Genomic DNA, 23,351 nt, shown 5'->3' on the forward strand with positions numbered 1-23,351 from the left:
TATCGGCAGAATAATTATTGATTTACCGCTTCTAATCTTGACTTGACAAAGCGATTCATCCATGCTTCTAGATAGATGCGATTGGCTTTTTGTTCTTTTAAATCTGTGGTAGTTAAAGGGTAAGGTGCTAATCCTTGAATAGCTGCCGTTGTTACACAAAACATCGACTTTTGAAAAGTTTCGCAGATCTGGACTAATAAATCTTCCTCTTGACGAAAACTCTTTTTATAAATGTCGTGCAGATAATCTGGCAAAAAGTGACGCATATCCTGCATTAATAGTGTGGGAGGAATCCCTGCACCTCCGATGGGTAAAGGATCCGCATACAAAGCACCATAGGCAAACATTCCTTGATCGTAGGGAATTTGATAGGCTTGGGCATTATAGGAAATTGTACCGGGAAAAGGTGTTCCGCGAAAGAAAACCGCCTCAACGTAGGGGATTGCCGTATCTGCAAGAAAGGTTAATCCTGCCGATTTGGGGATCAGATCATAGGTTTGTCCTTTGATTTTTACCTGATAGACAATTGCTTGACTAGCATTATCAACTAAATTTTTCTTAATGTGTGCCACCACTTCGGGAATATTGGTAATTTTTCCGACATCGTAGAGATCGGATAAACTTAAAAAAGTATCGGCCATAATTCGCCAAAATTGACCTAAACCGCTATAGTAGGCCATCATCCGCATTTGTTCTGGCAAAAATTCAGGAAAGGCTTTATTTAAAATTAAAACTAGGGGATTATTCCTAAATTTGGCTTGAATAACTTTGGCTGTCACTTCCCGAAAAGCGGCACCATCTACATAACTATCTAAACCACCCCCACCATGCCAAAACATGGCTTTCATACAGTATTCAGCATACTCAAAATTAATGCGATTATGCCACCAGTGTTGTAGTAATTTTTGCCAAGATACTTGACCATTAAAATATTTAAAGAAAGGGAAAAAAACCAAAAACTGATTTTCCGCAATATAAATTAAATTTTTGGAATAAGCATCTAACACCACTCCGTAACTTTTCAGGATACCCACTACCTCGATCAAATTCTGGGGAGTATCTTTTAACAATGCTTCCCCAGCAGTGAGACGCTCAATATAGGATGCTAGGGGATGAGAGGAGGACTTGACAGGGATAGTAACCATGCTAGAAGCTTGATAAAATAACTTTCCTGATCTATTTTAACCCATAAAAGCACAACCAATTAGCGGCGGTGGCACGGCGAGTCATGCGGGGATTGAATTCGCCAATTTTATAACCGGTAAACCCCAATTTATCTTTTAATAATTGTTTATTTTCTGGCAAGATCGATCGAGTTAATTTTACTGTTGGGGGACGATTGGCAATAAAATCCGGGGGTTCGGGATATTCACGGAGCCAATCTTCCTCTACTTGACTATTATCCCATTTTCCTTGACTTTCATCGTAGCGATAACCTAAACTTTGCCAAACCAATTTATTAACGGTTTCGTCGTCAATTTCATCGTTAATAATCGCCCAAATTGTCTCTATATTTAATTCTGGTAGTTCCATAATCAAGTGAATGGGGTGTGGGGTGTGGGGTGTGGGGTGTGGGGTGTGGGGAGAATAAATAAAATAATCTCCTATTTCCTGACGACCGGCTACTGACGACTGGCTACTGCCTACGGTTAAAATAACTGGTGAATAACATCATTGATCATCGCGTAAGCGTAGCCTATTTTGCCTCCTTCTAACGCCAAAATTATTTTTATTCTAACTATCGGTGTGGTGTCGGTTTCTGCATCGGCAATTTTTATCCGGTTAGCGATCGAAGCGGTAGGTAATGCTACGATCGCATTTAGTTTATTTTTAGCGACTTCTCGTCTGATATTGGCTTCTGTTGTCCTAATTCCGAACTGGTTGACCTTATCACGCCAAAAAGTCCCTATTCAAGCCTATTATTACGCAGTGGGGGCAGGATTTTGTTTAGCTCTCCATTTTGCTACTTGGATTACTTCTCTATCCTACACCTCGATCGCCGCTTCCACCACTTTAGTCACTACTAATCCCCTCTGGGTTTCCCTGTTGGGTTGGTGGTGGTTTCGAGAAAAACCGACTAAATTAACCTTTATCGGCATTTTTGTGGCTTTAACGGGGGGATTATTGATTGTTTTAGCCGATCGAGATGTGAGTAGTTCTTATCCTAACCCTTTATTGGGCAATAGCTTGGCTTTAATTGGGGCAATTCTCGTCAGTGGTTATATTCTCCTCGGACGGGAAGCACAAAGAAAGGGCTTAAATATTAAGAATTATATAACTGTAGCCTACACTACCGCAGGATTAGCCTTATTACCTTCTATTTTTTTATTTGGTCAAGATTACGAAAGCTATCCCCTATCCGTGTATGTTTATGTGTTAATGATGGCGATTTTTCCGCAATTAATCGGTCATACTAGCTTTAACTGGGCTTTGCGATGGGTAGCACCGACAATAGTAACCATGGTAATTTTATTAGAGCCAATCGCCGCTAGTCTGTTAGGAGTGTTCATTTTTGGTGAAATCCCCCCCCAAGAAGTCATTTATGGCGGATTAATTCTATTAATCGGCGTAGGCATTGCTATTTTGGGCGGATAAGCTGTTAGTGTATCTAAATTACTGGTTAAGTGCGATCTCGATCGCCGATTGTAACCACAGACACAGACTAGATTAGTGTACAATGATGACTGAATGAGAGTTTAAGTAGGTAGGTCTTAAAAACTTGCGGATGCCCCCCTTATCAAGGGGGGATTAAGGGGGGATCAGCACCCCCCTTATCAAGGGGGGATTAAGGGGGGATCGAACCCAGAATCTATCTTCAATTTAATTGTAACCAGCTACTTAGACAATCTGACTCAATTGAAAAATAGGGTTTTCGGGGAATTAATTCCCTGACTAAAGTTAGAAATATCCGATCATTTGCGTAATCTGTAGTTAAGAGCGAAGAAAAGCCAGTAGTTTTCAGGAAAAACGGGGGGGGGTAAAAAGTGAAATTAAAAGGAAAGGGGATACAGTCAAAACTGTCATCATCCGAGTCGGGTTTCTCGATGTTAGAAGTGATGATTGCCATTTTAACTATTACCGCTTTCTTAACAGGAACCTTACAGTTAATGGCGTTCACTGCCTTATATAAAGTTCGGTCAGAAAGACAGGCTCAAGCTAACTTTTGGATTCAAGAAGATTTTGAGGATGTCAAATTTTTAGCTTCGACTTTAGATGTGAACTCCAGTCCTCCCAACCCCTACATCACCCCAGATGTATGTACAAATATCAGTCAGGGTTATGCCACAGCTTTAAGAAGAGAACTAACGGCTACTCTCCCCCCCACCAATCCACTGCAGGAACAATTAGTAGGGACAAGATCATTTGTCCGTAAAAACTATTCTCTCTATCGAACTTTTCCTGAGGATGAAGCAGCCCAGTCCGCCCATCCCCATCGCCTTCGTATAGAGTATAAGGTGAAGTTAGCTGATGGTGAAATAGCTAATGACTATCAAACTCAAGAAAAAGACGAAAGAAACGAAGAAGAAGGAAAATTTCTTGCTAAAAGTTCTGTCGAGGTGGTTCCCGATGCGTCGTTTGAATGTCCATAAAAATCAGGGTTTTACCCTGTTAGAAATTTTGGTAGCTTTGGCAATTACGGGAATTCTTGCCGCCTTAACCGGACCTAATTTATCAGCTTGGTTAAATAGAAATGAAGTCCAAGAAGCCACCGATTCTATACAATCAGCCCTAAGGGATGCCCAAAGACAAGCCATCCGTCTAGGGAGAATTTGCAGGATTAATTTTACCAACGGGACTAGCAATAATCCCACGGTTTACTCGAGAATAACTGCTTTAGATAAGGACTCCAATCCTGACCCTGGTTGTTTAGTAGCGGCTAATGCTAATGCGGGTTCCCTAAATCTGCCGGAGGAAATATTTATGGTGGTGAAGAATTTTCCTCTCCAGGGCGGCACTCCGGAGGTACAGTTTTCCTTTCGGGGTCATGTGCCGAGGTTAACCTTTGATCCGCCACAAAACCGAGCGATAATCGTATTATATCCCGCCGCCAATGCCACCGCCGATCCCTATCCCAACCAAGAAAAAAAATGTATAGTTATCGCTTCTCTGCTAGGAATAGTTAAACAAGGCACTTATACTGGAACTTCTCTAACTAACCTCGATGCTCGTCAATGTGAAATCCGTCTCGATGGAACTCAACCCTAATCAGTTATCAGTTATCAGGTGTGAGTTATCAGTTATCAGTTACCAAATGTGAGTTATCAGGTGTGAGTTTTTAGTTTACTGATTACTGTTCACTGATTACTGTTCACTGTTTACTGATTACTCATTACTTTTGATTGCTCAGAAATAGTCGTAATTTCAATAAACTGAGAGTTTGACCGAGATTGAGGGGAAGGAGAGAAATGCCTGCTAACCGCGATTGTAACCAACCATCGCCCCAATACCATTCGTGATAGCCATCGATACCTTGACTCAAAAGCAAGCGTAAACACTGGTCATTGGCCAATAAAACCTGATGTTGTACGGGGATTAAACCTAACCAAGAGGTAAAAGTCAAACCTTCCTCTAATTTATCGGGTAGATTGGGTGAGAGCATTTGCGGCCACAGCCATTGACGGAGATGAGCAGTTTTGAGCAAACTATCCCCGATAGCCTGTTCACTGGCCGAGATTTCGATACGCAGCTGACTTTGTTGAAAATTGCCGAACATATGATTGTCTGATAATTTTTGTTAAGTTAGTTAAAGAATAACTAAAAATCGGGACAGTGTTTTCCAAGGATAACAGTAAGTAGTATGGCAGATAAATTAATCCGCGCCACGGCCGCCGATGGGGGAATTAGAGTAGTAGGAGTGATTACCACCCGTTTAACCGAAGAAGCTCGCCAAAGACATCAATTATCTAACGTAGCCAGTGCTGCTCTCGGTCGCACGATGGCATCGGCTTTACTCTTGGCTTCCAGTTTAAAAAAACCCGGTTCTAGGATCAATATTCGCATTAAAGGCGATGGTCCCCTGGGCGGTGTTTTGGTTGATGCCGGACTCGATGGCACGGTGCGCGGTTATGTGGACTATCCCCAAGTGGAATTACTCCCCAATGCTAAGGGTAAATTAGATGTGGGTCGCGCGGTGGGTAACAAGGGTTATGTGCGAGTCTTACGCGAAGAAAAAGGCGAGGGGAGAAATGAACTTCAAGAAAGCATCGTCGAGATAGTTTCTGGGGAAGTGGGGGAAGATATCGCCTACTATCTAGACCAATCGGAACAAATTCCCTCCGCTTTGCAAGTGGGGGTTTTTGTCGGTACAACCACAGGAGTAACGGCAGCCGGGGGAATTTTATTACAAGTTCTCTCTAAAGAAGCGTCCCGGGATGAGGTCTTGGTGGCTCGTTTAGAGTCGAGATTGCGAAAATTAACGGGATTTACGCCTCTTTTACGCGCAGGAAAAGGACTAGAAGATATTTTTCAGGAACTTCTGGGAGATATGGGTCTAGAAATTTTTCCGGCTGTGCAGCTGCTGCGTTTTGATTGTAGCTGCTCTTTTGAACGGGTCTTAGGAGCTTTAAAATTCCTCGGGGTCGATGAATTAAAAGACATCATCGAAAAAGATAAACAAGCGGAAGCCGTCTGTGAGTTTTGTCGGGAAGTGTATAATGCCAACGAGAGACAATTAATCGAATTAGTCGAGTCTCTACAGGCTGAATCTTGCTGAGAAGTTGGGCAATGAGCGCCATTAGGGTAAAATCTATCTAAAATATCTGCTGGGGAGTTGTGAATGTCTAAAGGAAAAGAATTAACCGAAAATCTAGTCAAACGAGAATCGATTGACCCCCTGACTCGTTGGCCAGAGAAAACTAAGTCTTTTCTTTTTCTCTTTTGGTCTCGATACCAGCATCGTTTCACTTGGAAAGTTTGGGCGGCTTTATTTGTGGTCGTTTTTGGCGGTGTTGGCTTTCTCGCCACTTGGCAGTTATTAAATATGCAGAAGTCGCCCAATTGCCCCAAAATCTTCTGGCCCATCGCTTCTGCCTCCCTACGTCTCTACTGCGCTCAACTTTCCGCCGATAGTCGCACCGTGGCAGGTTTACTCGAAGCCATTGCCCTGGTGGAAGCTTTACCCGAAGACCATCCCTTGCGATCGCAAGTCAATCAACAGGTGGAAGAATGGGCGCGAGATATACTGAATTTGGCCGAAAAAGACTATCAAGCGGGAAATTTAAAGCAGGCAATCGCTAAAGCTCGTCAAATCCCCAATAATATGGCAGTAGCGGCAATTATTGAAGAAAGAATCGCTAAGTGGCAAGAAACTTGGACGGAAGGCAACGAGATATTAAGCAAACTAGAGGAAAATCTCCGCGCTTCCAACTGGAATCAATCTTTCCGTCTGGCAGTGGATTTATTGAACTTAAATAACGAATATTGGGCAACGGTTAAGTATAATGAAGCGATCGCTAAAATTACCGTCGCCCGGGAAGATAGCAGTAAATTAGATAATGCCTTTAATCTCTTTGCCCGGGCCGGTCTCAACAATTGGTTCAAAGTCATCGAAGAAGCTAGAAAAATTCCAGCCAGCAGTTATGCCTATCAGGAGGCACAAAAATTAATCGCGAAAACCGAGGATAAGCTAAAAGAATACGCCGAAAGATTAATTGAGCGGAAGCAATGGCAAGCTCTCCGGGATTTGGCTAACCAAACCCCCAAAGACCTCAAAATTAAAGCAGATGTCACCGATTGGTCTCTCTTGTCGGAAGCGGCCTTAGATGCGGAAACCGGCACGGTGGACGGATTAGAAGCCGGCATACTGGGACTAGAACAAATTGACGCTTCTCGACCCCTCCATCAAACGGCCCTAGCTATGAAGGAGCGCTGGCAGTTACAGGTGCAGGATCTAAAAATACTGTCCGAGGCTAGAGATTTAGCACAAGCAGGTACAATCGAGCAGTATAGCGCCGCTATCGCGAAAGCGGGAGAGGTCCCCCGTAATAATCCCCTCTGGTCGCAAGCACAGCAGGAAATTGGCTCTTGGAATCGTCAAATACAAGTGATTGAAGACCGGCCGATTTTAGAACGGGCGCGGGAAATCGCTATCCCCGGCGATATTAATTCCCTCAGTAGTGCTATTATTCAGGCCCGGGCTATTGGCAAGAATCGGGCCTTATACCGAGATGCTCAACGGGAAATTCGCGGCTGGCAAGTGCGGATTGAACGCATGGAGGATCAACCCATTTTAGATCAGGCCCAAGCTTTGGCCAATCTCAAAGACTATAGCACAGCGATCGAAACTGCCAATCAAATTCCCCCCGGTCGCACTCTTTCCTCGGAAGCTTCCCAAAATATCCGTCGTTGGCGCCGAGAGTTGCGGGCCCGTCAAAATCTCCAACAGGCTAATCAATTAGCGGCGACGGGAAGCGCAGAGGGTTTAACCCGAGCGATTGCTTTAGTTACCAATATTTCCACTCAAACCGACGCAGGTGTGCAACGGACTGAATTGCTGGAACGTTGGAGTTATCAGCTTTTGTCTTTAGCCACGGCCCAAGCTAATAATGGCCGTTATCTGGAAGCTATTCGCCTTGCTGAATCCGTATCCCGGGAAAGTACCGCCTACAGTTCGGCTCGCTCCCAAATGCAAGGCTGGCGCAATATTCTCCAACCGCCGGCCCCACCACCAATAGTTGAATCGACTCCCCTTTCTCCAGAGTCCCCGATAGAAACACCAAGTCCGGGTCAATAAATTGATACAGTCTTGGGGCAGTGAGTGTAGCGAACCACAGAGACACAAAGGACACAAAGATCGATCGCTACTATATAAGTTAAACTTATCACACAAAGAATAAGGGAGCCAAATACCTGTATTATCCTAAATCCGGTTATTAAAGACTGATTATCTATTCCTTCTCTTGTCCCCTGCCTATCCTGATGATATTTAGCCTATACTCAACGGATTTAGTATAGCCAACAAATAACCAAAGCCAATTTTTAAAAGATAATAGGTGTTATGAATTAAATTAATTAATCAAGCAAAAAACAGATATCCGTAATTTCTATAAACCTCCTGCATAATTAATTTTTGATGGTTCAAAAACGGCAATAATAAGGATTAAATAACACAAAATCTTTAAATAGACCATTTAATTGATTATTATTCATTCTTAATTCTCCCGACTACTGGCTACTGACTCCTAACCCTAAAAACGATTTTTGATTTCTGTAAGAGGTCTTATGAAAGCAAGTGAGGTACTGGATTTATATGCCAAAGGGAAACGCAATTTTAAAGGAGTAAAATTAAAAGGACAGTGTTTTCGCGGACAGAATTTATCGGGGGCTAATTTTAGTCAAGCAGATCTGCGTGGTACTAATTTTCAAGGTGCTATTTTAGAGGGAACTAAATTTACCGAGGCCAGGGCAGGATTACTAAAGCGCGGTCGGCTACAATTAATCTTAATTTCTTGGTTAATAGCGGCTTTCTGCGGCTTTGTGTGGGGATTAGCTGGTTATTATCTAGCTTTAATGCTGGTGACGGATGTAAGCCAATTTAAAATCATTGGTGCGGTGATAATCACGATTTTATCCCTAATTTATGTAAGATTTTATCGTCAGCGAGTTGGGGGATTACCCTTAGTTTTATCCTTGATTTCTGGTCAATCAACAAGTTTTATCCTAGCAATTTTCATCAGCTTAATTTTAACTTTATTGACAGTAATTATCTTGGCTTTTCAGGGAGCATTAGCTGGAATAGCCGTGATGAATGGAACTTTTTCTATAGCTTTGATTGTTGGGGTTTGTGGTACTTTATTCACCGCTTATCTGGCCTGGTTGTCCCTAGAAGAATCGAGACAAACAATCACGAAATCGATAGCAATTGCTTTTTTAGCCAGTAAAGGTACAAATTTTTGCGGCGCAAATCTTAAAGAAGCGGATTTCACGGGAGCGCAGTTAAAAGCCACTGATTTAAGAGCAAAAGATTTAACTAGAACTCGATTTTATCTGGTATCGGGCATCGAGCGAGCGCGTTGGGAAAAGACAATTTTAGCCGAAGTGGCGATGAGAAATCTTCTCGTTACTGGTCAAGGGGAAAATAAAGCTTATATTGGCTATAATTTTCGTGGACTGAATCTTTACGGGTTTAACTTCAAAAATGCCAATCTGACTAGGGCAAATTTGAGCGAGGCAAATTTAGCCTACGCTAATCTAGAAGGGGCAAATTTAGCCCATAGTAACGTGATGAGAGCCAATTTACAGGCAGCCACCCTGACAGGCGCTTGTATCGAAGCTTGGAAAATCGCCGAAAATACCAATTTAGAAGGGGTTGATTGTGATTATATCTATTTAGTCGAGTCCGACCAAGAGCGCCGTCCCAAGCAGGGAGAATTTGGGGAAAGGGAATTCCAGCAATTGGCCCTGGAGCAGCGAAAATTGTATATTGACGAATGAATGCTATACAAAGCTAAAATTGCCGCGCCGAGGCGGACAATTAGAGGGATAATAAGACCAGCCTTAACACCTATCCCCCGACTGGTAACTGATCACTGATAAGCGATGGTGAATATTTCTAATCAAGTTACACCCAATTGGGGACTAGCGCCCCTGGCAAAAGTCCCCGATGTCCAAATCCTAGCGGCGATCGATATTGGTACGAATTCGGTTCACATGGTAGTGGTGAAAATTGAACCGTCTTTACCCGCTTTTACGATTATTGCCAGAGAAAAGGATACAGTCCGTCTGGGCGATCGAGATAGGAAAACTGGTAAATTAACCCTAGCGGCCATGGAAAGAGCGATCGCGGCTTTAAAACGCTGTCACGATCTGGCTATTAGTCTCCATGCGGATCAGATTATCGCCGTGGCCACCAGCGCCACCCGGGAAGCAGCCAACGGTGACGAATTTTTGGCTTTAATCGAGAAAGAAGTCGGTATTTCTGTAAATCTCATCTCTGGACAGGAGGAAGCGCGCCGGATTTATCTCGGTGTCGTCTCGGGAATGGATTTCCAAAATCAAGCCCATATTATTATCGATATTGGTGGCGGTTCCACGGAATTAATCTTAGCCGATAGCCAAGAAATTCGCTTTCTTAGTAGTACCAAAATCGGCGCGGTGCGTTTGACCCAAGATTTGATCACCACCGATCCCATTAGTACCACAGAATTAGCCTATTTAAGGGCATACACCAGGGGAATGTTGGAGCGGGCAGTAGAGGAAATTAAACATCATTTACAGGTGGGAGAAGTGCCGCGTTTAGTGGGAACTTCTGGGACGATCGAAACTTTGATGACTATCCATGCTTTGGAGAAATTGGGGTTAATTCCCAATCCTTTAAATGGCTATCAATTAACCCGCAAAGATGTCAGAGAATTGGTTAAACGTTTCGCCAGTTTGGACTATCACCAAAGACTGGCAATTCTGGGGATGTCCGATAAACGGGCCGAGATAATTCTAGCTGGTTCGATCGTGCTTTTGGAAGCGATGACCATGTTAGATGTTGATAAGTTAGTTCTCTGTGAAAGGGCCCTGCGAGAAGGGGTAATCGTCGATTGGATGCTGACCCACGGTTTAATTGATAATCGGTTACTTTATCAGAGTGAAATCCGTCAGCGCAGTGTCTTGAAAATAGCGAAAAAGTATCAAGTTAATTTAGAATCGGCCGAGAGAATAACGACATTTTCCTTGTCTTTGTTCGAGCAAACCCAAGCACAATTACATTCTTGGAATCAGGAGGCTAAAGATCTATTATGGGCGGCGGCAATTTTACATAATAGTGGTTTATATGTTAGTCATGCTGCCCATCATAAACATTCCTATTATTTAATTCGCAATGGTGAACTGTTGGGCTATACAGAAATAGAGTTAGAAGTTATCGCTAATATCGCTCGTTATCACCGTAAAAGTAAGCCGAAGAAAAGACACGATGATTTTATGAAATTAACGGAATACTATCAGTATATGGTCAGACATCTAAGTGCTATACTGCGCTTGGCTGTGGCTTTAGATCGACGACAAATAGGAGCAATTAAAAAGATTGAATGTAAGTACGATCCCGAATATAGAACCCTACATCTGCATCTTTTTCCTAATAATGCTGAAGATGATTGTGCTTTAGAATTGTGGAGTTTAGACTATAAAAAACCCGTTTTTGAGGAAGAATTTGGGGTGAAAGTAGTGGCAACTTTGGCATTTTTACCCTGAAATCATGAGCGATGAGTAGCTTGAAATCGGCAAGATGGAAATTTTCGAGACTTGTTGCCTATTAAGTAGTCGTGGAAAATTAATTTCTTGGTTAGGATAGGCACTCATGCAAGAGGTAGTGAGATATGTGTAATTAATTTTGCCTAGGTACTTATTCTAGGTCAAGATTATCGACCGTGGCAAATTGATAATTTTTGTTGATAGTCAAGCAGGAAAACAGTTAAAAACTGCGAAGTTACTGTTATAATCCAGAGGGAATAGGAACGCAGAAAGAAAAGGAGCCGAAAAACTTGTTGCAATTAGCCAAAATCAGCCGCTCGATCGCTCTTGGTTGCTTAGGAACAATACTGACTAGCTTCCCTGTCCTCTCGGCCGAGAGAATCACTTTTATCTTAGCGCCCTTTAGTCGTACCCTAGAAATTAGTTCCCTAGAAAAGTTTGCCAAAACTGGCAGAATTGACGCTAATCTAAGACAATATTTAGGTAATACGACTGCGGAACAACAAAAAGAATTTCGCCAAGCTTTAACCACAAGTAAAGAAATTAATCCCGTCCTGATCTCGCGCTTTTTTAACACCAGAATGGGGGAAGATATTCTCAACCTTTTAGGGGAACTGATCACCATTCAAGGGGGTATTAATGGTAAATTTGCCCTGCGTTCTGCCCTAGTTAAATCAGCTTTTGAACCGGAAGGGGTAACTATTCTTAGCCTGCTGCGTAATCTGCCCACTAATATGCAGATTGATGTGACAAAAGTGCAAAGATTAGCCCGGGCGATCGATGTCGTCCTGAAAGCCACCACGGTATTTACGGAAAAGGTGGCGCAATTATCCTTAGAAGAAGCTAAAAAGGCCGGTGAAATTAATTTTACCGCCATGACCGACCCCCGACAACCCGGACCGCAACAAGTGGAACAGATGCGGCTGGATTTAACCGATAGCCGTCGTCAGAGGAAACTTTATCTGATTATTGTCAAACCCAAGGGGCAATTAACGCAGAAAACCCCCGTTATCGTCTTTTCCCACGGTTTAGCTTCCCGTCCCGAAGATTTTGTCCGACACGCAGAACACTTTGCTAGTTACGGTTATCTCGTCGCTATGCCCCAACACCCCGGCAGCGATACCCTACAGGTGCAGAATCTACTCGCCGGTTTATCGCGGACGGTTTTTTATTCCAACGAATTTGTCGATCGTCCATTGGACATATCTTTTGTGATCGATGAATTGCAAAGACGCAACGCGGGGGAATTTCAGGGGCAATTAGATTTAGATAATGTGGGAGTTGGTGGACATTCCTTCGGCGGTTATACAGCCTTAGCTGTGGGTGGAGCGACAATCGATTTCGAGAATCTACAACGGGACTGTCAAAGAAGATTGGCTTTTCTCAATGTCTCCCTCTTGCTGCAGTGTCGTGCTTTGGATTTACCCCGGGAAGAATACAACTTTCGCGATCCGAGAATCAAAGCGATTTTTGCGGTTAATCCGTTTAATTGGAGTATTTTTGGGGCTAAAGGACTGGCTAAAATCGAAATTCCCACTTTTGTGGCGGCAGGAACCTACGATCCGGCTACCCCCGCTATTTTTGAACAGGTGCGCTCTTTTCCCCTGCTCAAAACCGAAAATAAATATTTAGCTCTGATTGAAGGTCAAGCTCACGTTGACTTTTCGGTACTAGATGCGGGAATTAACGAAGCGATCGAATCCATAGCCGATCTTACCCTGCCAGCACCATATCTGATCGATAGTTACGCCCATTCCCTATCTTTGGCCTTTTTTGAGGTCTATATTCGCAAAAACCCCAGCTATAAACCTTTTTTACAGGCGGCCTATTCCCAATATCTCAGTCAAGGCCAGGAGTTTAGATGTTTTCTGATTACCCGCGCTTCCTCGGCTGCTTTAGAACAACTGATCAAAGATTTTGTTGCTCAAAATGTCCGTTAATCAGTGATCAGTTATCAGTTAACTGATCACTGAAAAAAATTACCACCTCCTACTCCCAATTCATAATTCATAATTTATGTTTGTTGAGGGCGTTTAAGTAGTAATTGGATAGCCAAAAGAATTAAACCAATGGTGACAAAAACAAAAATAAAGGTTCCCAGAGAAGCTAAACCAAAAACTAAAGTGCGGACAGCACTGCCAATTCTCAAGGCGATCGGACTGTGAGCGACCATTGGTTTTGAGTAAAAAGAATGACCGATCGCTGCCGTGAGATAATAGAGAATTGTCCCCAATGCTGCCGAAATTGCCGCGCCAACTAAACAGCGAGTAGGAGTAACTTTTTTGGTTTCTAATTCTGTGGTCATTACTTTTTATTCCTCAAATACTGCCCGGGTTAAATTTTAATTAGGGTTTGCTGAAAAAGTTTTTCGTGGGGGTAGGGTGTGGGGTGTGGGGTGTGGGGTTTTACGGATTTTGAGGGGGTCAGTTACCTAATTTTCAGGGAAAAAGTCCTGGAATTTTACCCCCGATCACTCCAATAGCTGGCACTTTTTGAGGGGAAAAAAGTCTAAAAGTCTTATCCAACAAGGGTTTTAGATTTATTCAGCAACCCCTAATTAAACCTCTTGCATAATTAATTTTTGAGGGTTCAAAAACGTCAAAAATAAGGATTAAATGGCATCAAATCTGTAAATAGATCATTTAATTGATTATTATTCATTCTCAATTTTCCTAACTACTGACTCATAACCCTAACAACAATTTTTGATTTTTACAAGAGGTCTTATGAAGGTAGATCAGACAGTGATGCAATTCAGACTTGAATCAGCCTATTATGAAAACTTTTCTGACTTTTCTTCAGCTATTTATGGATGCCTGAATGATGCCGATCTGAAACATAAAAAACAACTGGATTCCTTGCTTACTCTAGGATTTCAGAAGTTTAATAAATCTCAGATTATGAACGTCCAAATTATATAAACCCCCAGTAGATGGGAGTGCCAGAGCTGCGGAGCAGTAACCAGTAAACAGTAAATAATGAAATATGATTTGCTGATGACTGATCACTGATCACTGAATTTATCTTTTAGCGGCAACAATGGCAAAAACGGTGGTATGGGGATCATCTTTTAAAGTCACCCCTTCCGGCATTTTTAAATCACCCACGAGCAGGAATTGCCCCACACCGATGCCCGAAACATCAAATTCGATCACTTCCGGGATATTATCAGCAATACAGGAGACATTAACTTCGTTAACGAACTGTTCGATTAAACCGCCCTGTTTGGTTCCGATCGCTTCTCCTATGGCTTTAATCGGAACGACGATATCGAGCTTACCGTGGGCAGATACCGAGAAGAAACTGAGGTGATAGAGATTTCTTTTCCAGGGATGAGATTGTACCTCTTGGATCAAAGCTTTTCCCGTCCAAGGCATTTCCGGAACATTGACATCCACCAGGGTATTATTCACCGAGGCCTTTTTAAGCAGGGTTAAGGCCGCTTTTTCTCCCACCACGAGGGAAACCGATTCCGTGCCGTTATGGCCATAGAGAACCGCCGGGATCAAACCCTGACGACGTAGAGCCCTGGGGTTAATATTTTCGGGTCTTTTTTGACATTCAACGCTAACTTGCATAGTTGACTAATCCTCTTTAGCAATGATTTAAAATTCGTAATTATCCCAAGGCGAGCCATTTTCGTCCAAAAGAGCGCGTTTGGGTCCGTGAATGGGATCTTCAACGATAATAGTTTGGTCGCGACTAGCTCCTAGGGAGATAATAGCGATCGGTACTTCCATGATCGCCCCTAGGAATTTTAGATAATCGAGGGCCTGTTTGGGCAAGTCTTCCAGACTCCGACAAGCGCTGGTGGGTTGTTGCCACCCCGGCATCGTTCGGTAAATCGGTTGACAACGGGCGAATTCCACCGCACTACTGGGTAAATGGCGACAGGTTTTGCCGTCCAATTGGTAGGCGACACAGACTTTGATTTCCTCTAGGGTATCGAGAACATCTAATTTAGTGATCGCTAGACAGTCTAAACCATTGATTCGCACTGCGTAACGACCGATAACCGCGTCAAACCAACCGCAGCGACGACGGCGGCCGGTGGTGGTCCCGAATTCCGCCCCACGATCGCATAATAACTGCTCGACATCCCCCTCTAATTCCGTCGGAAATGGACCTTCACCTACCCTAGTGGTGTAAGCTTTGGCCACACCGATCACTCGATCGATTACCGTCGGACCGATGCCAGAACCCACACAAGCACCCCCGGCGATCGGATTGGAGGAGGTAACGTAGGGATAGGTTCCGTGATCGAGGTCGAGTAGGGTGCCTTGGGCCCCTTCAAAAAGAATATTCTTACGCTTGCGGATTGCTTCGTAGATTTTTAAGGAACTATCGACCACATGGGGACGCAGTTTCTCGGCATATTCTAGATATTCCTCGATCACCGTCTTCGGCTCTAAAGGCGGTAAGTTATATAACTTTTCTAAAATGACGTTTTTATAATTGATCGTCCATTCTAGTTTTTGCTGCAGATTCTCGGTATTGATCAAGTCGATGACTCGAATACCGATGCGCTCGGATTTGTCGGCATAGGTGGGGCCGATACCCCTTCCCGTGGTGCCGATTTTATATTTCCCCCGTTTTTCCTCGGATGCTTGATCGAGCAGCCGGTGATAGGGCATAGTGACATGAGCCGTTTGCGAGATATAGAGATTGTCGGTAGTAACATTGAGGGCGTGTAATTGCGCCATCTCTTTGAGTAACACCGAGGGATCTATGACTGTTCCAGAGCCGATTATACATTCCGTATCTGGGTAGAGAATCCCAGAGGGAATTAGATGGAGTTTGAACGTTTGTTCATCGACGACGACGGTATGACCCGCATTTACGCCACCTTGAGAACGCACCACCACATCCGCCGATCGACTCAGCAGATCCGTGATTTTTCCTTTTCCTTCGTCGCCCCACTGAGCGCCGATTACAATAACGTTAGCCAAGGTATTTTAGTCTAGCTAAAGTTCACACAAACTACCATTATCCACACTGGATAGATATTTTGTCAAGAGCATTATTGATTTAGTTATGGCTTTATTTCGTCGTCCTTCACCACGTTTATTCACCCTATTTACCTTTTTCTTGTTGCTCTGCCCTGGGGCAGCGTTCTTTTTCCAAGGGAAACCATGCCGCGAGACTTTAGTCCCTCTGCCTCAAGATCCATAGAAAACGGGTTTCTCAAAGAAACCCGTTTTCTGGAATAAGAGGCGATCGCAAATTTAATCTCTCTCAATTAATCAACTGGAAGCTTTAGGAGAAGCTTTGTTGGATTTTACCAAAGCGGGAGATTTAGAGGAATGGGTGCGATCGCTTTTGTAGGTGAACCTGGTGTTAAAACTATTTGGTTGGGACTGGGAAGATGACATAATATCAGCGAGACTTGGAAGCTATCTGATCAAATCAGTTCCCCCAGAGAACCCCCTTGAGCCATCCTGCACACTTTTCTCTCTTTGTCAAATTTTATGTTAAGAAAGATGTGACTAATGGATAGGGGGAGAAGGGGAAAAGCAAACCTAAGATTAACCCTGCACCATCACCGAGGCAGCCGCAGCCACACCGGCGCCGGGGGTGACACTTTCGACACCTAACTCGATTAAAGTCGCTTCAATGGCAGCGATAACCGTGAGGATATCCCTCTCACTAGCAAAACCTAAATGACCGATACGGAAGATTTTACCCTTGAGGTGATCCTGACCACCAGCCACAGCGATGTCGAACTTTTTATTGAGAGTCGAACGAATTTTTTCCGCATCTACTAGAGTGGGGGCTACCGCAGTAATCGCCGTGGAAGCCCAGGAATCCGCCGCGTAGAGGGGCAAATCCAGGGCGCGCATACCCGCCCGCGTCATCTGCGTTAAGCGTTGGTGACGGGCGAAAATTGCCGCTAATCCCTCCCTTCTCATCATTTGCAGAGAAGCTTGTAAACCGTACATCAGGTTAACTGGGGGGGTAAAGGGGGAACTATCCTCATCGGTGGCTTTTTTGTATTTGCCCAAATCTAGATAAAAACGGGGCAGTTTGGCGGTTTCGTAGGCTTTCCAAGCTTTTTGGCTCACGGAAACAAAACCTAAACCGGGAGGAATCATATAACCTTTCTGGGAACCAGAACCGACCACATCTAAACCCCATTCGTCGATGGGAATATGATAAGCTCCTAAACTGGTGACAGCATCGACGATAATTAAAGCTTCCCCGTGGTCTTTTACCGCTTTGTTAATGCTTTCCAAGTCATTGAGAACCCCGGTGGAAGTTTCTGAATGGGTAATAATTACCGCTTTGATGGCTTTTTCCTTGTCTTCGGTCAGTTTAGCGGTGAATGCTTCTGGATCTAGGGGTTTACCCCATTCTGCCTTAACTACATCCACATTTAAGCCGTAGGCTTTCGCGACTTTCCCCCAACGTTCCCCAAATTTACCATTATCCCCCACCAAAACTCGATCGCCGGGGCTGAGAAAATTAATAATTCCCGCTTCCATGGCACCGGTTCCCGAAGCGGTTAGCATTAAGACATCGCCACTGGTTTGATGCAACCATTTAAGATTTTCGGTTAATTCGGCGATTACCTTGCTAAAAGCACCGGTCCGATGACCTATCGGTGCTTTAGCCATAGCCAATAATACCGCTTCCGGCACCGGTGTGGGGCCGGGAATCATCAACATATTTTTATTTTCCATGGTTCGTCCTCTCTCGTTGGGCCATATTTAACAAAGATAAAAAACCAAATCTCGATCGCATCAATTCTGAGGGGTTGATTTAAGATTTGGCAAACTCTGATTATATCGCAGGAAGCAGGGGGCGGTCGGCAGGGGGCAGGAGTTAGCTTTTTTCTCCCCAATTCCCCACTTCATAATTCGTAATTTATAATTCATCATTCCGACTCCCCACTTCCTAACTCCTATTCCCGATTTTCAAACAATTTCTGGATACCGACGGCAGGATCGGGCAGTTTTACCAAAGATTCGCCGATTAGAACCGCATTTGCTCCCGCTTGCTTCACTTTCGCCAGATCTGTTGCTGTGTTTAATCCCGATTCGCTGACGATCAGAATACCTTTTTCTCGCACCTTTTCGCCTCTAGCTTCTAGTAATTGGCGAGTATTGTCTAAATCAACTGTAAATGTCTCTAAATTACGGTTATTAATGCCGATTAGTTCGATTCCCTCAATGGCTAACACTCGATCGAATTCGGCCAGACTATGCACCTCTACCAAAGCTGTCATCCCTAAACCCTTGACAATTTTGACAAAATATGCTAGGTCTTGATCGCTTAAAATAGCGGCAATTAAAAGAACAGCATCGGCTCCTTTAGAGCGAGCGTAGTAGATTTGATAGGGATAAAGGATAAATTCTTTGCATAATAGGGGTAAAGATACCGCTTGCCGGACGAGGCTAAGATTTTCGTAACTACCTTGAAAAAACTTACTATCGGTTAAAACCGATAAACAAGTGGCTCCTCCCTGTTCATAGGTACGGGCGATCGCTACAGGATCAAAATCTTCGCGGATGACTCCCTTGCTAGGAGAAGCTTTTTTGACTTCGGCAATCAAAGCGGGTTGGGTTTTACCCTGTTTTAAGGCGGCTAAAAAGTCGCAAGGTGGCGCAGTATTGGCTATTTTTTGGCGTAATTCTAATAAAGGCAACCTTTCGCGCAATTTATCGACTTCGATCTCTTTATGCCAAACGATTTCTTCTAAAATATTTTGCGGTTGTGCCTCTGGCACTTTCACCACATAACTCAAACTCTCAACTTTAACGGCAGGATTGGGGTGTTTTCTTCGGATCTGCATTTTTTCACTGTCCAGAGCTTAACAGTGATTAGTGTAACAGTGATTAGTTATCGGGGATTGAAATAGAGACGGGGAAAACCACGTCTCTACAGACATTTAACTCTACTTCTGTGGATATTCCCAGTCTTCACCGAAAGGCTATTGCATAGCTTCGATCGAACGTTCTAAAATTTTATCTTGGAGTTTTTCGTCTTCTTGACGATTTTCAGTTAATAAAACCCGCGCTTTCGCAGTTTCTGCCTCTCCTTCCCCTAAAAGCTCCTCTGTACGAGTTAAGACATTCTCTTCGAGCATTCCTTCTGCTTGTCGTTCTTGGGTTAGATTAAGACGTGCTTTTTCTTCAATATTCATAAATTTATCCCTGCCACAGGTGCGATCGACTTCTACCTTTAGTCTGACACAAATTTGCTATTCCGTATCATTAACTACAGAAAAATTTAGAATCTTACTGGTGAAACTGAGATTTAGGTATTTGTTCTCATTCCTTAAATGGACAGGGATCGATCGACCTCAAGCTATAAAATAAAACCTATGGAACAATTCCCCAGCTTAATCAAGCTTGTATATCGGGCGAATAATTATCGATTGCCTAAACCAACAGATTTCTGGACAGTATCCGATTCTATCGTAATATCCTATTTGCACAGCTTATGACCAAAGGTAATTTAAACGATCTCATCCGTACAGAAGCTAATAAAGAGGTAGAATCCCAAACCTCTCCTTCTCCCAAACGTCCGAAGGAAACTAACGCCACCCTACAGGCAAAAATTAACGACTTGACAACAGAATTAGAAAAAACTGAGAAAAATCAGCAAACTCTCCAAGAAAAGGTTATTTCTCTGGAAAAAGAAGTCCAAGAACATCTGGAACTCTCTGTCAGGTTACAGCAGTTACAACAACAGACCGAGCAGTTAGAATCTGTCCTCTCGGAAAAAACCACTTTGGTGGCACAATTATCGAGTCAATTAAGTCAATCCCAGACGGAACTAACCGAGAAAAAACAGTTGATTGAAAAATTATCGAGTCAATTAAGTAAAACAGAAATAGAACTGACTGAGAAAAAACAGTTAATTGAAAAATTATCGAGTCAATTAAGTCAATCCCAGACGGAATTAACCGAGAAAAAACAGTTGATTGAAAAACTATATAATCAAATTAAAACCCTAGAAAATAGTCCCACCCCCACCCCTGAACCGTCGTCAATTACCAAACCTGCGCCGAAGAAACCCAGTCTTTATAACTTTGAAATGGCAACTTTAGTCCGTTATATTGCCCCAACTCCTACCCCCACAGAGTTAACGGATTCCGATATCGGTTGGTTCGATTAATTATGGCTAGTAAAAACCAAGAACAACAACATCCACAGGAAAGAATTGATCGCCCGATTGTTGATCAGCTGCTGCAATCAGAACCTAATGATTTAAACTTAGCTGAATGCGCTCGTTTACGCATACGTTATCAAAACTTTCCAGGAGCAAGAGAAATCCAAAGAGATTTAGATTTAATCCTAGAAAAATGGCAGTTAGATGAAGCCAGTTTATGGGCAAAAACTCGACAACTGCACAGTCACGGACAAGTGTATCAAATTCGCCAAAGCGAGGAGCAACAGGATTGGAGTTAAATTAAGCTATAGGGTTGAAAAAAACACTTCTTCCCTTTCACCTTATCTCAGAAAATAATATTATTGTAGGGGCGAATTGCATTCGCCCTCTTTTAATAACTTCTGCTGCTCGCCTATATGTGAGAGAAAGTCACAAATAGGAGATGCACCAAAAATAAAACCTATAATTTGATTTTATCTAATAATCTCTGAAAAGGATTTTTTGGTTTGCTTGCTGGCGGATCTGCGGGGGGATTAGGATCATCTAGATAACGATAATATCTCCAGATATCCCAGTAGGGACAGCCCGGTTCAATGCGAATTCCTGCCCAATGTAAATATTTTAAGGGCTGATTTAATTTCGGATCGATTAAAATATTCCCCTGAGGTTGAAAATGAGAACTTCCCCCCCAATTTCCCGCTTGACAACCCGGAGCGCGGACAATATTAAATCGATTGGGAACTCGTTTGAGAATGGTATAATTAATAATCGGTTGATCGGAGGTTTTTTGAGAAAAATCAAAATATTCTGGATGAGCGGCACATTCTTGAAAATCACTATATAATTCCTGTTCTGAGAACAGATTCTTTTTACTAGCCCAAAAACCACCGTTAAACATTCCACTTAGATCATTTTCTGTGAAGATTCCTTGTTCTAAAACAATCGGATTAAAGACATCAGTAATCCCTTTTTTGTGTTGGTAATCACAGCAGAGAAAATCGTAGGTATCGAGGAAATTTAGATTATCTATTATTTTTTCAAAAACTACGATATCCGCATCGATATAAAGAAATTGATCTAATTCTCCAAACCAATACACCTGCTTGCGAAATTGATTGGGACGAGCAAAGAATTTTTCTCCAAAAATATCATATATTTTCTGGGCTAATTCTTCCACTAATTGCAGATCGGGATAGAGAATAACGCCATATTTTTCGGACAATAAATCGGCAATTTTTTGATAATTATTGTCGTAGGGAATCAAGATGACGGGAGAATCGGGATCGTACAAACAAATACTATTCATTAATGCGAGCGCCTGCTCGATAACTCGATCATTAGCGGTAATGTAAATTCCTCGCTTCATAAATATCCTGGGGGTAAGAGTTAGAAATAATTATATAGCAGTTATCTTAATGGTGAAGTAGAAAGTTTTCCTTTTGGGGAGTCAGCCATCAGCTTTTTTCTCCCGATATCCCTGTTCACTGATAACTGATAACTGATCACTGATAACTGAATAGCCGATCGATCTTTCTCTGTCAACTCTTAAAATTGATGCGTTTTATTTTTGAATTGGCGAATAATGAAGGAAAGATCACTGCTACTTAAACAGTTTTTTCTTAAGTTTAGCCAGAGAACTCTGCATCCATAATTTTTTAAGTCGCAGGGGTTCTAAACCTTCTATATCAGCCGGATAGCGTTTTTTAATATCAAAGAAATCATTAATTTCTCTTAAAATTGTTTCAAAACGTGGTAATAATTTTTCGGGATGATAATCATCGATAAAATTAGCAGGTAAAGAATTAACGGGAAAATTACGGGCATAATTAAGAATACGTTCCAGATCGTATTGAGTGGAATAGGCCCCGATTTTTTGACAATTGAAACCGGGATCGAGATAATCGGCTAGGGCACTATTGACGCTAGAAAATACCGTACAACCACAGGCTAAAGCTTCCAGGGGCGGTAAGCCAAAACCTTCCGTTAAACCGTTTACAGCCCAATATTCAGCCGAATCGTAGAGATAAACCCGACTACGATTGAATAATCCCACTAAATCCTCCACATAGCTATCTAAAACCTTAAGGCGACAGTGGGGACGGAGGGCGGGAACTAGACGATTGAGAAGATACTTTGAGGATTTGCGCCCCTGTACTAGGACATCGATATCCCTTTCTAAGCCTAAATTGAGAAATTCTGAGCCAATTTGATTAGGAAGATAGTAAATTAAAGCATTAGGAGCCTTTTCTCCCCAATAACCCATAGTATTACGGCTAACGGTTATAATTGGTATTTGGGAGGGTAAACGGAAGCCGTAACCTGTACTATGGGCATGATAAATGATATTATGCGATCGCAATTTTTGCACCAGTTTAGGAAGATCAAAACCCCAGCTAACCACAAAAATACTGTCATCTGAGTTTATTTTCGCGAGTATATCCTCTAAAAAGAGATAATTTAACTCTTTTTGACGATAAGTCACAATCTGGGCGCTACAAATTTGACTAGCTAAATTGACAGTTTTCATTTCTGCCCACAGTCCACCCCCACCAAAGGGAGAAGTAGTACCGGGCAAGAGAAAATAGAGGTTTCTCATCGGGATAATAGAAGTTTTGGTTAAGCGGCAGTCTGGAGACTCGGCTATTCTATGCTTAATTATTAAGGTGTGAGGTATCTAAAGGCAATAGTCGATCGAGCATAGATATTATACTATAGCGTTTCCTGTTCCCAAGAGGTACATTATCGATGTCGAAAAATTTAATCAGCAAAGGTTAAACTGTGCCACACAGGTGTGAGAAACCTTATATATCCATTGATATTAGCAAGGGGTTTTTAATACTTAATTACTCTATTTTTATTCGGATGAAAAATGAACTAGAGATTCTATGACCTAGAACACGGAGATCGCCTAAGTATAAATACTCGAAAAATCGCTATTTTTTGAACTTAAATGATTAGATCTCTTGCAAAAGTAATCAAGATATATCCTTTTGTCGGTAACGAAGTTCGTAATTGTAGATACCAGCAATCAAATTCAATCTCAGACCAAATCGCCG

At 42.7% G+C, this 23,351-nt stretch carries 22 protein-coding genes and 1 pseudogene; 12 read left to right on the forward strand and 11 right to left on the reverse strand.

The annotated features are described in order from the left end of the window. Positions 1–14 precede the first annotated feature (14 nt). Entirely contained in the window at positions 15–1,145 is a 1,131-nt protein-coding gene (locus H6G40_RS15720; protein WP_016517069.1) for a CO2 hydration protein, read from the reverse strand. Positions 1,146–1,176: 31 nt separating this feature from the next. Next, positions 1,177–1,533 carry a DUF1823 family protein gene (locus tag H6G40_RS15725; RefSeq protein WP_002749585.1) on the reverse strand — a complete coding sequence of 119 codons (357 nt, stop codon included), beginning with the start codon at positions 1,531–1,533 and terminating at the stop codon, positions 1,177–1,179. A gap of 168 nt (positions 1,534–1,701) precedes the next feature. On the opposite strand from H6G40_RS15725, the gene H6G40_RS15730 reads away from it, so the two are divergent. The 3 genes from H6G40_RS15730 (at position 1,702) to H6G40_RS15740 (ending at position 4,206) form a co-directional block, all read left to right on the forward strand. Next, a complete protein-coding gene (locus H6G40_RS15730; protein WP_069475503.1) occupies positions 1,702–2,595 on the forward strand; it encodes a DMT family transporter in 894 nt (297 codons plus the stop codon). Between the two features lie 449 nt (positions 2,596–3,044). After that, the gene (locus tag H6G40_RS15735) at positions 3,045–3,590 is read left to right on the forward strand and encodes a type IV pilus modification PilV family protein (protein ID WP_190537937.1); all 546 of its coding nucleotides are present in this window, start codon (positions 3,045–3,047) and stop codon (positions 3,588–3,590) included. Further along, positions 3,568–4,206 carry a pilus assembly FimT family protein gene (locus H6G40_RS15740; RefSeq protein ID WP_190537939.1) on the forward strand — a complete coding sequence of 213 codons (639 nt, stop codon included), beginning with the start codon at positions 3,568–3,570 and terminating at the stop codon, positions 4,204–4,206. The genes H6G40_RS15735 and H6G40_RS15740 overlap by 23 nt, the downstream gene beginning before the upstream one ends. 124 nt (positions 4,207–4,330) lie before the next feature. Here H6G40_RS15740 and H6G40_RS15745 read toward each other — a convergent pair whose 3' ends face one another. Then, positions 4,331–4,714 carry a hypothetical protein gene (locus H6G40_RS15745; RefSeq protein ID WP_190537942.1) on the reverse strand — a complete coding sequence of 128 codons (384 nt, stop codon included), beginning with the start codon at positions 4,712–4,714 and terminating at the stop codon, positions 4,331–4,333. 84 nt (positions 4,715–4,798) lie between these two features. Here H6G40_RS15745 and hslO point away from each other — a divergent pair, with 84 nt between their 5' ends. The 5 genes from hslO to H6G40_RS15770 all read left to right on the forward strand — a co-directional run bounded on the left by hslO (position 4,799) and on the right by H6G40_RS15770 (position 13,121). Continuing rightward, positions 4,799–5,713 carry an Hsp33 family molecular chaperone HslO gene (gene hslO, locus H6G40_RS15750; protein ID WP_002749615.1) on the forward strand — a complete coding sequence of 305 codons (915 nt, stop codon included), beginning with the start codon at positions 4,799–4,801 and terminating at the stop codon, positions 5,711–5,713. Between the two features lie 63 nt (positions 5,714–5,776). After that, positions 5,777–7,732 (forward strand): chromosome segregation ATPase, encoded by a 1,956-nt coding sequence (locus H6G40_RS15755; RefSeq protein WP_190537943.1) that lies wholly within the window; start codon positions 5,777–5,779, stop codon positions 7,730–7,732. A gap of 488 nt (positions 7,733–8,220) precedes the next feature. Continuing rightward, on the forward strand, positions 8,221–9,432 hold the full coding sequence (locus tag H6G40_RS15760) for a pentapeptide repeat-containing protein (RefSeq protein WP_002736634.1): 1,212 nt from the start codon (positions 8,221–8,223) through the stop codon (positions 9,430–9,432). Between the two features lie 105 nt (positions 9,433–9,537). After that, the gene (locus H6G40_RS15765; protein WP_069475508.1) at positions 9,538–11,181 is read left to right on the forward strand and encodes a Ppx/GppA phosphatase family protein; all 1,644 of its coding nucleotides are present in this window, start codon (positions 9,538–9,540) and stop codon (positions 11,179–11,181) included. A 290-nt stretch (positions 11,182–11,471) separates the two neighbouring features. After that, the gene (locus tag H6G40_RS15770) at positions 11,472–13,121 is read left to right on the forward strand and encodes an alpha/beta hydrolase (RefSeq protein ID WP_042790675.1); all 1,650 of its coding nucleotides are present in this window, start codon (positions 11,472–11,474) and stop codon (positions 13,119–13,121) included. A 74-nt stretch (positions 13,122–13,195) separates the two neighbouring features. On the opposite strand, the gene H6G40_RS15775 is transcribed toward H6G40_RS15770, so the two are convergent. Then, a complete protein-coding gene (locus H6G40_RS15775; RefSeq protein WP_002737160.1) occupies positions 13,196–13,486 on the reverse strand; it encodes a DUF3082 domain-containing protein in 291 nt (96 codons plus the stop codon). Between the two features lie 454 nt (positions 13,487–13,940). Here H6G40_RS15775 and H6G40_RS15780 point away from each other — a divergent pair. Beyond that, positions 13,941–14,102, forward strand: a pseudogene (locus H6G40_RS15780) (IS630 family transposase); the annotation flags it as partial. A gap of 99 nt (positions 14,103–14,201) precedes the next feature. On the opposite strand, the gene H6G40_RS15785 reads toward H6G40_RS15780, so the two are convergent. Both H6G40_RS15785 and H6G40_RS15790 read right to left on the reverse strand, forming a co-directional pair. Next, positions 14,202–14,759 carry a 50S ribosomal protein L25/general stress protein Ctc gene (locus H6G40_RS15785; protein ID WP_002736662.1) on the reverse strand — a complete coding sequence of 186 codons (558 nt, stop codon included), beginning with the start codon at positions 14,757–14,759 and terminating at the stop codon, positions 14,202–14,204. Positions 14,760–14,786: 27 nt separating this feature from the next. Continuing rightward, complete coding sequence (locus H6G40_RS15790; RefSeq protein WP_002736992.1) at positions 14,787–16,130, reverse strand: adenylosuccinate synthase; 1,344 nt, start codon at positions 16,128–16,130, stop codon at positions 14,787–14,789. A gap of 289 nt (positions 16,131–16,419) precedes the next feature. Between H6G40_RS15790 and H6G40_RS15795 the strand changes: the two genes are divergently transcribed. Continuing rightward, entirely contained in the window at positions 16,420–16,506 is an 87-nt protein-coding gene (locus H6G40_RS15795; protein WP_223210794.1) for a DUF4351 domain-containing protein, read from the forward strand. 200 nt (positions 16,507–16,706) lie between these two features. On the opposite strand, the gene H6G40_RS15800 is transcribed toward H6G40_RS15795, so the two are convergent. From H6G40_RS15800 to H6G40_RS15810, 3 genes are all read right to left on the reverse strand, one after another. Then, positions 16,707–17,861: a pyridoxal-phosphate-dependent aminotransferase family protein gene (locus H6G40_RS15800; RefSeq protein ID WP_069475510.1), complete on the reverse strand. Its 1,155-nt coding sequence runs from the start codon at positions 17,859–17,861 to the stop codon at positions 16,707–16,709. Between the two features lie 221 nt (positions 17,862–18,082). Then, positions 18,083–18,973 (reverse strand): indole-3-glycerol phosphate synthase TrpC, encoded by an 891-nt coding sequence (gene trpC / locus H6G40_RS15805; RefSeq protein ID WP_002736464.1) that lies wholly within the window; start codon positions 18,971–18,973, stop codon positions 18,083–18,085. A gap of 138 nt (positions 18,974–19,111) precedes the next feature. Next, positions 19,112–19,324, reverse strand: coding sequence for a hypothetical protein (locus H6G40_RS15810; protein ID WP_002735306.1), 213 nt, complete (start codon positions 19,322–19,324; stop codon positions 19,112–19,114). 299 nt (positions 19,325–19,623) lie between these two features. Between H6G40_RS15810 and H6G40_RS15815 the strand changes: the two genes are divergently transcribed. Both H6G40_RS15815 and H6G40_RS15820 read left to right on the forward strand, forming a co-directional pair. After that, positions 19,624–20,301: a hypothetical protein gene (locus H6G40_RS15815; protein ID WP_002791301.1), complete on the forward strand. Its 678-nt coding sequence runs from the start codon at positions 19,624–19,626 to the stop codon at positions 20,299–20,301. Between the two features lie 2 nt (positions 20,302–20,303). Further along, the gene (locus tag H6G40_RS15820; RefSeq protein WP_002738029.1) at positions 20,304–20,594 is read left to right on the forward strand and encodes a DUF3288 family protein; all 291 of its coding nucleotides are present in this window, start codon (positions 20,304–20,306) and stop codon (positions 20,592–20,594) included. Between the two features lie 161 nt (positions 20,595–20,755). Here the strand turns inward: H6G40_RS15820 and H6G40_RS15825 are convergent, their stop codons facing one another. Both H6G40_RS15825 and H6G40_RS15830 read right to left on the reverse strand, forming a co-directional pair. Beyond that, positions 20,756–21,661 (reverse strand): Npun_R2821/Npun_R2822 family protein, encoded by a 906-nt coding sequence (locus H6G40_RS15825; RefSeq protein WP_002737185.1) that lies wholly within the window; start codon positions 21,659–21,661, stop codon positions 20,756–20,758. A gap of 234 nt (positions 21,662–21,895) precedes the next feature. Beyond that, positions 21,896–22,891: a glycosyltransferase gene (locus H6G40_RS15830; protein WP_002735499.1), complete on the reverse strand. Its 996-nt coding sequence runs from the start codon at positions 22,889–22,891 to the stop codon at positions 21,896–21,898. Positions 22,892–23,351: the final 460 nt, after the last annotated feature.

It is taken from the genome of Microcystis viridis FACHB-1342 (genome assembly GCF_014698335.1).
Classification (GTDB): Bacteria; Cyanobacteriota; Cyanobacteriia; order Cyanobacteriales; family Microcystaceae; genus Microcystis; species Microcystis ichthyoblabe_A.